At 67.4% G+C, this 12,349-nt stretch carries 11 protein-coding genes and 1 pseudogene; 3 read left to right on the top strand and 9 right to left on the bottom strand.

Annotation, left to right across the window (positions count from 1 at the left end; all coding sequences use genetic code 11):
• Positions 1-11: 11 nt before the first annotated feature.
• A complete protein-coding gene (locus ABIB26_RS03595; RefSeq protein WP_354239659.1) occupies positions 12-698 on the top strand; it encodes a hypothetical protein in 687 nt (228 codons plus the stop codon).
• A gap of 362 nt (positions 699-1,060) precedes the next feature.
• Positions 1,061-1,348 (top strand): hypothetical protein, encoded by a 288-nt coding sequence (locus ABIB26_RS03590; protein WP_354239657.1) that lies wholly within the window; start codon positions 1,061-1,063, stop codon positions 1,346-1,348.
• 215 nt (positions 1,349-1,563) lie between these two features.
• On the opposite strand, the gene ABIB26_RS03585 is transcribed toward ABIB26_RS03590, so the two are convergent.
• The gene (locus ABIB26_RS03585) at positions 1,564-3,081 is read right to left on the bottom strand and encodes a SulP family inorganic anion transporter (protein ID WP_354239655.1); all 1,518 of its coding nucleotides are present in this window, start codon (positions 3,079-3,081) and stop codon (positions 1,564-1,566) included.
• A gap of 177 nt (positions 3,082-3,258) precedes the next feature.
• On the opposite strand from ABIB26_RS03585, the gene ABIB26_RS03580 reads away from it, so the two are divergent.
• Complete coding sequence (locus tag ABIB26_RS03580; protein WP_354239653.1) at positions 3,259-3,672, top strand: MerR family transcriptional regulator; 414 nt, start codon at positions 3,259-3,261, stop codon at positions 3,670-3,672.
• A gap of 8 nt (positions 3,673-3,680) precedes the next feature.
• Here ABIB26_RS03580 and ABIB26_RS03575 read toward each other — a convergent pair.
• The 8 genes and pseudogenes from ABIB26_RS03575 to ABIB26_RS03540 all read right to left on the bottom strand — a co-directional run.
• Positions 3,681-4,154, bottom strand: a pseudogene (locus tag ABIB26_RS03575) (nucleoside/nucleotide kinase family protein); the annotation flags it as partial.
• Positions 4,155-4,255: 101 nt separating this feature from the next.
• A complete protein-coding gene (locus ABIB26_RS03570; protein WP_354239651.1) occupies positions 4,256-6,043 on the bottom strand; it encodes a DEAD/DEAH box helicase in 1,788 nt (595 codons plus the stop codon).
• Between the two features lie 267 nt (positions 6,044-6,310).
• A complete protein-coding gene (locus ABIB26_RS03565; protein WP_426978578.1) occupies positions 6,311-6,628 on the bottom strand; it encodes a DUF3039 domain-containing protein in 318 nt (105 codons plus the stop codon).
• Between the two features lie 104 nt (positions 6,629-6,732).
• Positions 6,733-7,515 carry a glucosamine-6-phosphate deaminase gene (nagB, locus tag ABIB26_RS03560; RefSeq protein WP_354239647.1) on the bottom strand — a complete coding sequence of 261 codons (783 nt, stop codon included), beginning with the start codon at positions 7,513-7,515 and terminating at the stop codon, positions 6,733-6,735.
• Between the two features lie 120 nt (positions 7,516-7,635).
• Positions 7,636-9,207, bottom strand: coding sequence for a transporter (locus ABIB26_RS03555; protein WP_354239645.1), 1,572 nt, complete (start codon positions 9,205-9,207; stop codon positions 7,636-7,638).
• On the bottom strand, positions 9,189-10,010 hold the full coding sequence (locus ABIB26_RS03550; protein WP_354239643.1) for an ABC transporter ATP-binding protein: 822 nt from the start codon (positions 10,008-10,010) through the stop codon (positions 9,189-9,191). Before ABIB26_RS03550 ends, ABIB26_RS03555 begins: the two co-directional genes overlap by 19 nt.
• 125 nt (positions 10,011-10,135) lie before the next feature.
• Positions 10,136-11,236: an NADH:flavin oxidoreductase/NADH oxidase gene (locus ABIB26_RS03545; protein WP_354239641.1), complete on the bottom strand. Its 1,101-nt coding sequence runs from the start codon at positions 11,234-11,236 to the stop codon at positions 10,136-10,138.
• Complete coding sequence (locus ABIB26_RS03540; RefSeq protein WP_354239639.1) at positions 11,236-12,276, bottom strand: tetratricopeptide repeat protein; 1,041 nt, start codon at positions 12,274-12,276, stop codon at positions 11,236-11,238. Before ABIB26_RS03540 ends, ABIB26_RS03545 begins: the two co-directional genes overlap by 1 nt.
• Between the last annotated feature and the right edge of the window lie 73 nt (positions 12,277-12,349).

Raw genomic sequence — 12,349 nt, 5'->3', positions numbered from 1 at the left:
ATAATCGAGGCATGAGAGTGGCTGGAATTCTCCCCGAAGACGCGCCCAACCCTCGTGTCGAGCAGGCTGAGCGCCTGAAACTCATGCCCATACCGGTGATGGGACTCGTGTCCCAGCCCTCGCTGGAGGACACGGATACCGTCGGTCTGGGATACGGTCAGGACGCTCGTGGATACAGTGAAATGACAGCGAGCGTCACCTATACAGTCTGGCGAAACCCGATTGACCGTTCAGACCCTGTGAACCTCGCGGACCTCGACGAGCAGACGCGGAGGGCGATCGAGGATGTTCCACCAAGGCCGCGACCCGCGTGGCTGGTCGAGCAGGTGCAGCGAATGCGATACCCGCAGCTGTGGGATGCCGTGCGAACTACCTGGCACCGCGACTCATCCGAGCGTTCTTCGGCCCGCAGCATGCTGGTCGACCACGTCAACTACATCCTCATGAACCAGTACCGGCAGGAGCTCGGGCCGAGCGGCAACCCCTGGGACCAACCCGCACCCGCACTAACCGACCTGATGGTCAATGGTCAGGTCAGAGTCCTCGTCAATGGAGTCGAAGTGCCCGGCACGGAGGTCGATACGGACCCGTTCGTATACGGCATCGGCGCAGAACTGGCAGGCGGTGGCATCGTGACCTCCGTGCTTCCACGCGCCGAACTCAAGCGCATCCAGATCCAGTTCACGACGCGGAGATAACGACCACACCCCGGTGCGGTGACGCCTACGATTGTCTGGGCCGGACCGCCCCGCCGTCGGCAGGCGCTCGTCCGCTCATAGTGCGCGCCGGATAAGCTCTCGGGAATCGATCTTTGATGGGCTCCTGAGCGGGTAGTTTTGAGCCCCCGTGAGCCGCAAGGAGCCCTGTGTCAGGCACACTCTGGCGATCACTTTTGTTGGAGGCTGGTCTGACTGCCGAAGGGGTAGCTGAGCCGAAAATCCCAGCTACCGCCGGCCATACATTCTCTGGCCAAGCACTCAAATCCGTTGCCGGTCCTGACGAACAGCGCTAAACCTGACTTACGTATCCGACCAGGCTCGTCTCGTCACAGGAGAATGTCATGGCAATCGCAGTGATATTGGATTTTCCCGGCGCCACACTCGAACAGTTCGTACAGGCCCATGAACAGATGGGCCATACTTTGGGCGGCCCGAATGCCCCAGGAAGCCTATTCCACTGGGCAGCGGCCACCGACGGCGGCATACGCGTCACCGATGTCTGGAAGAGTCGCGAGGAGTTTGACGCTTTCGCCCAAGAGCAGATAGGTCCCATAACGGCGGAAGCTGGGATGCCCACGCCCACAACGACCTTCTACGAGGTGGATTATTACCTGACTGCAGGGCAGTGAACAGCCACAAGGGCGAACTGATCGAATGCCTGGTGGGGCTCGCGGGCGAACTGCTTCACTGATGGCCGAACTCTTCGCGGTCGCTCAAGGGCTCAACCGCCTACCGCGCCATCAAGCGCGCCGGCGACACCTCCGCCCGGAACCGAGAGATTCCGCCATCAGAAGCCGGAATTCGCACCGCCGCCCCTCAAAGTGAATTTCCGTACCGATCCTCCTCAGGCCCCGAGTTTGCCGCCGAGGCGTTCGCGCATGAGGATGCTGGCGTCGTTGAGGCCGATGATCAACACGTCCTTGCCGTGGTGGTGGTACTTCTCGGTGATTGCGTCCAGTGCGGCGATGGTGGAGGCGTCCCAGAGGTGGGAGGCGTGCATGTCGATGACGACGTGCTCGGGGTCCTGGGCGTAGTCGAACTGCGTGTACAGGTCATTGGAGGAGGCGAAGAACAATTCGCCGTCCACCACGTAGCTCGCCGTTTCCCGGCCGTCGATCGTCTTGACGGAGCGTTCCACAGTGACGAAGTGAGAAACGCGGCGGGCGAACATGACCATGGCCACGAGCACGCCGACGCCTACGCCGATGGCGAGGTTGTGGGTGGCGACTACGACGATGACGGTGGCGACCATGACCAGCGTTTCGCTCTTCGGCATCATTTTCAGGGTCCGCGGGTGGATGCTGTGCCAGTCGAAGGTGGCCCAGCAGACAAAGATCATCACTGCGACCAGGGCGGCCATCGGGATCAGCGCGACGACGTCGCCCAGGGCCACCACGAGGATGAGAAGGAAGGCGCCGGCCAGGAAGGTGGGGATCCTGGTGCGGGCTCCGGAGGCTTTGACGTTGATCATGGTCTGGCCGATCATCGCGCAGCCGCCCATGCCGCCGAAGAAGCCGGTGACGATGTTGGCAACTCCCTGGCCCCAGGCTTCCCGGCTCTTGTGGGAGCGGGTGTCCGTGACGTCGTCGACGAGCTTGGCGGTCATGAGTGATTCGAGCAGTCCGACGAAGGCCACTGCCAGGGCGAACGGGAAGATGATCTGCAGAGTCTCAAGGCTGAACGGCACGTTCGGGATGAACAGGGACGGCAGGGAATCGGGCAGTTCGCCCTTGTCGCCCACGGCCGGGACGGCGACGGCGGCCAGCACCGTGATGATGGTCAGGACCACGATGGCCACGAGCGGGGCCGGAACTGCCTTGGTCAGTTTCGGCAGCCCAAACACGATGGCAAGGCCCAGGGCAACCAGCGGGTACACCAGCCAAGGTACGCCCAGGAGTTCAGGGACCTGGGACATGAAGATCAGGATCGCGAGGGCGTTAACGAAGCCCACCATCACCGAGCGCGGAATAAAGCGCATCAGCTTCGCCACTCCGGACAGACCCAGGATGACCTGGAAGACGCCGGCGAGGATGATGGCGGCGATGAAGTAATCAATCCCATGGGATTTCACCAGCGGAGCGATCACCAGGGCCACTGCGCCGGTCGCGGCGGAAATCATGGCGGGGCGGCCGCCCACGAAGGCGATCGTGACGGCCATGGTGAAGGAGGCGAAAAGTCCCAGCCTCGGATCGACACCGGCGATGATGGAGAAGGCAATCGCTTCCGGGATCAGGGTCAGCGCGACCACGAGTCCCGCCAGGACCTCGGTCTTGAGCCGGCGCGGTGACATCAGGGTGCCCCGCACGGACTGCAGTTGTTCAGGGGTGAAGGCGGAGTGGTCCCCGGCGGTTTTGACGGCCATTGCTGCTCCTCGCATGGTCAAGAAGACGCACTGGGGCGCCGTCGTTTTTCTAAGGATTAAGGGGGCGCTGCGCCAAGCCGGGAAGAGCGGGATTTCTTCTTAAAGGTCTCACCGCACTCCTTAACCCTACCCTAACGTGATGGTAGGGTTTAACGCGGAACAGGATTGGAGACCCGAATGGCGGCAAAGACCAGCAGCAACACCATGCACATCGGTGAACTCGCCGACAGGACGGGGCTCTCGCTGCGGACTATCCGTCACTACGACGACGTCGGTCTGCTCCCTGCCACCGCCCGCACCGATGGCGGCTTCCGCGTGTACTCAGCGGACGACGTCAAACGTCTCATGGTCATTAAGCAGATGAAGCCCCTGGGATTCTCGCTGGAGGAAATGGCCGAGATCCTCGGCATCCTTGCCTCGCAGCACCCGGCGGATCCGAGCCCAGCGGAGCCGAACCCAGCGGAGCCGGCCAGCGATGGGACGGACAGAATCGCCGAATTTCTGGAGAGGGCCATTCACCAGCGGGCCAAGATGGCCCACAACCTGGCCCAGGCTGACGAATTCATCCAGAGACTCAGCGTCCGCAGCTAAGGGACTGTGCGTTGGTAGGCGGCACGGAACGAGTTCAGATCATCGAGGGTTTCCGCGTCCGTGCCGCGTGCCGACACTCTTCGGTGTGCCAGCTCAGGGTCAAGGACGAGGTGGATGACCAGGTCAGGCTTTGGAAGCTTCCGGAGGAGGAAAGGAAGAAAACGTCCCCGGGGAAGGCCCCGGGCCTTGCGCAACGCCAGCTGGCAGTGCAGGTGCCGGTCCATGATGACCAAGCCCGGATACCGGTGGGCCCTGGCATGGGAAATCAGCACATTCGCAGTGCGGATGATTGTCTCCCAGGCATCCGCCAGGCGTGGATGGAACTGTACGCCGCACCTCGCGCTCAGCAGGGACATCCGGCGCCGGCCGGCATAGTTGCTGAGCAGGAGCGCGTCCCTGCCTGCCCGGCGGGAGGCAGTAACCGTCGCCCGCGCGGCCGTTGTTTTTCCTGAGCCATCAATTCCGGTCAAGACAATCAGCAAACAAACTCCTTCTTCAAAACGCGGCGTTCGAGCATCCGCCTACTACTTCAACGGTCGATGCCGCCGAATCGTCCCTGGAGCGTATTTGTTCGGACAGGAGGCTACTTCCGGCCGATGAACCAGTCCTGGAGCTTCCGCAGCCGGGTCTGCAGCTGCGCCTCGTCGGCCTGCGCCACGGCCGGGCCGCCGCAGACCGTCCGGAGCTTGGTGTGGATGACCCCATGCGGCGTGCCGGTCCGGGCGGACCAGGCCGCCACGTTCTTGGCCAGCTCCGTGCGCAGGTCCATCAGCATCCGGTGGTCCGGGACGGCCGGTGCCGCGGCGGCAGCAGCAGCTGCCTGCGGGGCGCGCGCGTTCTTGCGGTTCAGCTGCTCGTGCTGGCGCTGGCGCAGCAGCGTGCCGACCTGTTCGGCGTCGAGTAGGCCGGGGATCCCGAGGAAGTCCAGCTCGTCCTCCGAGCCCACCTCGCCGCCGGTGCCGAACTCGCCGCCGTCGAACAGCACGCGGTCAAAGGAGGCCTGCGAGTCCAGGGCCTCGAACTTGCCCTTCGTGAGGCTGTCGGAGGCCTTCTCCTCCCGGTTCGCCTCGTCCATGAGCGAGTCTTCGGGATTGAACAGGCCATCGCCGTCTTCCTTTTCCGGGCGGTCCAGGGCATGGTCCCGCTCGGCTTCCATGGAGTTCGCCAGCGCCATCAGTTGCGGCACCGAGGGCAGGAAGACCGACGCCGTCTCACCGCGCTTGCGGGCACGCACAAAGCGCCCCACGGCCTGGGCGAAGAACAGCGGAGTGGAGATGGAGGTCGCATAGACCCCGACGGACAGCCGCGGGACGTCCACGCCTTCCGACACCATCCGGACGGCCACCATCCAGCGCTTCTCGCTGGCGGTGAATTCCTCGATCTTGCTGGAGGCCTTGGCGTCGTCGGAGAGGATGACGGTGGGCGATTCGCCGGTGATTTTCTTCAGCTGGCCGGCGTAGGCGCGCGCGTCGTCGTGGTCGGTCGCGATCACCAGGCCGCCGGCGTCGGGAACGGTCCGGCGGACCTCACTGAGGCGCTTGTCGGCCCCGGCGAGCACCGCGGGGATCCACTCGCCCGTGGGATTCAGCGCGGTGCGCCAGGCGTGGGCGGTCACGTCCTTGGTGACGGCGGATTCGCCGAGCGAGGCCGCCATTTCCTCGCCGCCGCTGGTGCGCCAGCGCATCTGGCCGGAGTAGGCCATGAACATGACCGGACGGACCACATGGTCGCGGAGCGCCTTGCCGTAGCCGTAGGTGTAGTCGGCCTTGGAACGCCGGATGCCGTCGCGGTCCTCGGCATACTCCACGAACGGGATCGGCGAGGTGTCGGAGCGGAACGGCGTTCCCGTCAGGGAGAGCCGGCGGGCGGCGGGCTCGAAGGCCTCACGGAGCCCGTCGCCCCAGGACAGGGCCTCGCCGCCGTGGTGGATTTCATCCAGGATGACCAGCGTGCGGGCCGCCTCGGTCTTGGCCCGGTGCAGCATCGGTTTGCTGGCCACCTGCGCGTAGGTGACCGCGACGCCGATAAAGCCGCGGCCATGCTGGCCGTCGGCGTTCTTGAAGTTCGGATCGATGGCGATGCCCACCCTGGCGGCGGCGTCGGCCCACTGGCTCTTCAGGTGGTCGGTGGGCGCCACGATGGTGATGCGGTTGACGACGCCGGCCTCGATCAGCATCGATGCCACCCGCAGCGCAAAGGTGGTCTTGCCGGCGCCCGGCGTAGCGACCGCGAGGAAGTCTTTCGGGTGCGTGCCGAAGTAACTGTCGAGCGCCTCCTGCTGCCAGGCACGGAGCTTCGGCGCGGTGCCCCAGGCGGCCCGCTCCGGATACGCGGGAGGCAGCGTGGGGCCGCCAAAGAGTGTCTCTGTCACCTAGGTGCCCTCCATCCCGCGAATGTCTGCCGCTGCCGGAGAAACCCAATTAAGCACAAAAACACCAATCTTTTTCGGATGAACCGTCAGCATGTGCCGGGAGCGTGCCCCGGACACCGTGAACCACGCAGCACTTCACAACGCCGTGCGCAACTGCGCAACGGAAGAATAAATGGCCGGCCCGGGGAGATCCCTCAGCCGGGGGCGGTCATGATGATCACGCGCGGAAGCGGGGCGGCGGGCTGCGCGGCTCTGGGCGGGGTCCGCCTATTTGTCGCCGGAGCCCTTGCCGCCGTCACTGCCCGGGCGGAGGCCGTCATAGACCTCTTTGCATTCCGGACAGACGGGGAACTTCTTCGGGTCACGGCCGGGGGTCCACACCTTGCCGCAGAGAGCGATGACAGGCTCCCCCGACAGTGCGGATTCCATGATCTTTTCCTTGCGCACGTAGTGCGAGAAGCGGTCCCGGTCACCCGGTTCCACCTCCTGGCGCAGTTCCTCGCGCTCGATCGTGGCCGTCGACGTTCCGGCTCCGGAGAGCTCGCGCATCGGGTCGTTTTCGAGAGGATCGGTCATGCTAGTCATGACACCCATCCTAGCCGCTGGAACGGAAAGAATTGCGACGGTATTCCACCGGCATCCCGGACGGTACTCCGCCGGTAGCGCGCCGGTACTCCAACAAAAGGGCCCTACAGGCCCTGCCAGGAGGGCTTGTTGTCATAGCTGTGCCGGTAATAGTCGGCGAGCCGGAGCGAGGATGCGGCAGCCTCGTCCACCAGGATCGTGGCATGCGGATGCAGCTGCAGCACCGAGGCCGCGCAGATGGCAGCGACGGGGCCTTCCACCAGGTCACGGACGGCCTGCGCCTTTTGCGCCCCGGTGGCAATGAGAATCACATGCCGGGCGTCCCGGATGGTGCCCAGCCCCTGGGTGACGACGTGGTGGGGCACCTCGGCGAGGCTTCCGAAGAACCGCGCGTTGTCCCGGCGCGTCTGCTCAACCAGGGTCTTGATCCTGGTCCGGGAAGCGAGTGAGGAACCCGGCTCATTGAAGCCGATGTGGCCGTCCGTGCCCACGCCGAGGAGCTGGAGATCCACTCCCCCGGCCTCCCGGATGGCATCCTCATAGGCCTGGCAGGCGGCAGGGATGTCCGCCGCCGCGCCGTCCGGGCCGTGCACGTTGGCCGCGCCGATGTTCACCCGCTCAGTGAATTCGCGCCTGATGACCTCGCGGTAGGACTCGGGATGCCCCGGGGGCAGGCCCACATATTCATCGAGGGCAAAGCCCCGTGCCTGGCTGAAGTCCAGGCCGTCCCGCTCATGCCGCAGCGCGAGCTCAGTGTAGACGGGAAGCGGGGAGGAACCGGTGGCCAGGCCCAGGACGGCACCTGGCTTGCGCCGGAGCAGCGCCTCGATCGCGTCCGCCGCGAGCATGGCGATCGCCTTGCTGCCGGGAAGGATGACGACTTCCATGGTCCGGGCCCCTCTCCTGGTGTTCCGCTGCCTCGCAGCCATAGATCGCTGCATCTCGGGTGTCTTGCGTTACTGGCAGGCTATCCCACGGCGGTTCAACGGCACAGCCGTCCAATACCGTCAACGGTTGACGGCCAGCTGTGCCAGCAGCTCCGGGCCCCGTCCGTCGAGCCACTTGCCGCCCAGCCGGATGCCGCCCGCAAACAGCGCCAGGCCCAGGACCGGCCCGAGGACCAGGTTGATCCAGCCGGGCACCGCGCTTCCAGTGACGAGCTGCGCAGCCATGAGTGCCGCTTCCGGGGCCACCAGGAGCAGGAGCACCCCCACGCCGCCGAACTGCACGGCCATGGTCTGCGCCACGTTGCCCGGCGGCTTCTTGAAGGGGCTGTCCCCCGGCAGCGGAACGGCGACGGTGTAGCGCGCCGAGACCACCGAGGACAGGCCCATGCCGCTGAACAGGATGCCGAGGGAGAGTCCCAGCAATCCCGGCAGCAGGACCCAGTCCCCGCTGAACAGGAAGGGCAGGACGCTGAAGGCCAGCACCACCGGCAACGCAAACAGCAGGCATGCCAGCGCCCGGCCGAGGCGGTCGGAAATTCCGCGCACCCCGCTGGAGAGGTGCAGGGCGAAGGCCGTGCTGTCATAGCTGACATCCGAGGAGAGGGACCACGCCAGCAGGAAGGCCGTCATTGGCCCGACGACGACGAGCAGACCGTAGGATCCGGACTGGCCGGCCTGGAACAGCAGGAGCACCGGCAGCAGCGGAACGATGACGACGGCGCTGGCATAGCGGGGGTCCCGCAGCCAGTAGATCAGGCAGCGGGCGGTCACCGCGCCGGTCGGCGTCGCCGGGAACAGGGCGAAGAGTCCCAGCCCGCCCGTCCGCTTCTTGGCGCTGCCGGCGAAGGGCGGCGTGACGAGGGCCCGCTGCAGCAGGACCCTCCAGCACAGGGCCAGCCCGGCGACGGTGGCCAGCGCGATGACGAACTTCCACGCCGCGGCCCCGTAACTGCCCGCGGCCAGCTCGCCGCCGAGCGACCAGGCAGCCCCGGCGGGAGTCCAGGACAGCGAACCGGCCAGTTCTGCCAGGAAATCGCCGGAGCCGGCGATACCTTCGGCGACGCCGGCCACGATGGGCCCCATCAGCACCAGCGGGATCAGGAAAACGATGGCGCTGACGTCCTTGAAGCGGCGGGAAGCGGCCAGTCCTGCCGTCGCCGTGGTGACCACTTTGGAGAGCAGAACGCAGCTCAGCACGCCGAGGACGGCCCCCGCGAGGGCGCCTGCCGCGGCAGGGACACTCCGGGACCAGGTCGCGACGGTTGCCAGGGCCACGAGCGAGGTCGCGAAACCGGGGATGCCGATCAGCCCGCCCAGGGCCAGGCCGGCCAGCAGCTGCGGCATCGGCACGGCGGAGGTGGTGAACCGTGCCGGGTCCAGGGTCATGTCCACGGCGGAGACCGCCACCGGGATGACGGCCCAGCCCAGCATTGCCGCCGCACCGCCGAGCACCACGACAGTCTGGGCCAGCCCGGCGTCGGCCCCGCGGAGCAACACCAGCACGGCGATGCCCAGCCCCACAATTCCCAGCGCATACAGGGCCCCGATGCCGAGGCCCACGAGCTGCCAGGGGCTGCGCCGGACGCTGTTGCGCAGCAGGGTGAGCTTGAGCCTCAGAAGGTGCGCAACCATTCCAGCCCCTCTGTGTGGCTGCGGCCGCCGACCAGCTGGACGAAGCGGTCCTCCAGGGACTCGCCGGCCCGGACCTCGTCCACGGTGCCGGCCGCGAGCAGCCGGCCCGCGGCCACGACGGCGACGTGGTCGCACATCCGCTGGACCAGGTCCATGACATGGCTCGAGACAATGACGGTGCCGCCGGACGCCACGTAACGGTCCAGGATGTCGCGGATGTTTGCTGCGGAGACGGGGTCCACGGATTCGAACGGCTCATCCAGCACCAGCAGCCGCGGCGCGTGGATCAGTGCCGAGGCGAGGGCAATCTTCTTGGTCATGCCGGCGGAGTAGTCCACCACCAGCGTGCCGGCGTCCTGGCCCAGGTCCAGGGCGGAGAGCAGCTCCTTGACCCGGGACGCCACCACGTTCTTGTCCATGCCGCGCAGCAACCCGGCGTAGCTCACCAGCTGTTCGCCGGTCAGCCGGTCGAAGAGCAGCACGCCGTCGGGCAGGATCCCCATCAGTTTCTTGGCGTCCAGGGGGCGCTGCCAGACGTCGACTCCGTGCACCAGCGCCGTGCCGAACTCGGGCCGCAGCAGCCCCGTGGCCATGGACAGCGTGGTGGTCTTGCCTGCCCCGTTGGGGCCCACGATTCCGTAGAACGAGCCGGCCGGAACGTCCAGGCTGATGCCGTCGACGGCGATCTTCTCGCCGAAGCGCTTGGCGAGCCCGCGCAGCGACAGGGCGGGAACCGGCGGGGCCGACGGATTCGACGCCGGCAGGTTCCCAGGGGCATGAGGATCCGGTTGCTGAAAAGTCATGTCGTTAGACTAACTGCCGCCGGGCGGGAAAGGATCGTCCGAAAGGCGTACTCCGTGCGGTCCTTACCGGGGCGTGTTCCGCTGCGGACGCAGACGCCGGAACCGGTCTCCCGGTCCCGTACATATTAGAACGAGTGGCGCGGCCTGGCCCGCTCGTACTGCGGAGGCCAGGCCAGCTCGTGGCCCAGCTCAAACGCCGCCCGCATCCACCAGTGCGGGTCCCGGAGCGCGGCCCGGGCGATGAAGACGCCGTCCGCCTGGCCGGTGGCGACGGCGTGCTCGGCCTGGCCGGCCGAGGTCAGCAGGCCGACGGTGCCGGTCCGGACACCGGTTTCGCGCCGGATCCGGGCGGCGAAGCCGGTCTGGTAGCCCGGGCCCAACGGAATCTGCTGGTGCGCCACGGCCCCGCCGCTGGAGACGTCCACGAGGTCCACCCCGTGTTCCGAGGCAACCTTGGCCATCCGGACCGAGGCCCCGGCGTCGATGCCGCCCTCGGCCCAGTCGGAGGCGGAGATCCGCAGCAACAGGGGCATGGAGTCCGGAATGACGTCCCTGACCGCATCAATGACGGCGAGGGTCAGCCGGTTCCGGCGTTCCTCGTCGCCGCCCCAGGCATCGGTCCTGTCGTTGACGAGCGGGCTCTGGAACTGGTGCAGGAGGTAGCCGTGGGCGCCGTGGATTTCGATGGTGTCGAAGCCCGCGTCGACGGCACGGACCGCGGCGGCGGCGAAATCGGCGATCACGCCGTCGATCTCCTCCGCCGTCATGGCCGAGGGCGCCGCATAGCCGTCAAAGGCACCGGTGCTGGGGGCCACGGTGTCCCAGCCGCCCTCCGCGGCGGGGACGGTGCCCTGCTTCCCGGAATACGGCCAGTAGGTGGATGACTTCCGGCCGGCGTGCGCCAGCTGGGTGCCGATCTTGGTGTCCGCGGTTCCGTGGCGGTGCACGAAGGACGTGATCCGCTCCCAGCCTGCAGCCTGCTCGTCGTTGTAGAGGCCCGCGTCCCGGGGACTGATCCGGCCCGTGGCGTTCACCGCTGCCGCTTCGGTGAGGATGAGGGCCGCGCCGCCGGTCGCGAAGGAGCCCAGATGCATGAGGTGCCAGTCGTTGGGGACGCCTTCCCCGGTCTCCGGCCCGCAGCTGTACTGGCACATCGGCGAGACCCAGCCGCGGTGCTGCAGCCGCAGGGAGCGCAGTTCCAGCGGCGTGAACAGGGCCGACGCCATCAGAAGAGCACGCGGGCAAGGTTCTGGCGGGCCTTTGCGACGCGGTCATCATGGATGCCCACGACGTCGAACAGCTCCAGCAGGCGGACCCGGGCGGTTTCGCGCTCGGGGCCGAAGTTCCTGCCGATGAAGGAGACGATCCGGCCAAGGCCGTCCTCGACGTGTCCGCCGGCGACGTCCAGATCCGCCGCGCCGAGCTGGGCGTCCAGGTTATCCGGCTCGTCGGCGGCCAGGGCGCGCAGGGCCTCGGTGTCCGCGGCGGAGAGCGGCTGGAGGCGGCCCATCAGCTCCACCTGGGCCAGCCCGGCCTTGGCCTCTGCGTCCGCCGGCATCTCCAGCAGGGCCTGCCGGTAGACGGCGGCCGCCGTCGCGTAGTCCCCGGCTTCGATGGCGTCGAACGCCTCCTGGTGCAGGGGCGGCAGCGGCGGAGCCTCGGCCTCGTCCGCCCCCGGGCCGCCGGCGCCGATCCGCCCGGACACGCCGTTGGCCGCGGCAACCTTGAGCAGTTCATCGAGCAGGCTGCGGATCTGCTGTTCCTCTGCGCCGCCCTGGAACAGTGGAACCGGCTGGCCCTTGACCACCGCTACGGCGGTCGGCACGGCCTGGACCTGGAACGCCTGGGCGAGCTGCGGGAAGGCCTCGATATCGGCCGCGCCGAGCACGAGCCGGCCGTCGTAGCTGTCCACGATCTGGGCCAGATCGTCCACGAGCTGGCCGGAGCCCGGTGAATAGGGGGCCCAGAGCGCGATCACCACGGGGACCTGGGCGGAGAGCTCCACGAGCTCCTGGAAGTTGGCCTCGGTGACGTCCACCCGCAAGGGGCCGCCCGCATGTTCCGTCGCGTCGGCCCCCGGTGCCGGGGCACCCGACCCGTCTGGAGCCGCAGGACCCGCGGCCGGACCCCCGGCGGGACCCGCGGCCGGTCCGGTGGCAGGGGGCGCTGGCGGCCGCTGCTTCAGCGAGGAGAGGTCGACGGCGCCCCGCAGGTTGAGCGGGTTGGCGGCAGCTGGCGGGACCGGGCGGGAAGCTGGCGAAGTCATAGCACCACTCTAACCACTGCGGCCCGCCCGTTAGCACCCGGAAGCCCGTTACCACCCGAAAAGACAGCGGCCC

Source organism: Arthrobacter sp. UYEF20, from assembly GCF_040546335.1.
GTDB lineage: Bacteria > Actinomycetota > Actinomycetes > Actinomycetales > Micrococcaceae > Arthrobacter.
Note: the sequence above shows the minus strand (reverse complement) of the source record. Positions and strands in the feature narration are given on the sequence as shown.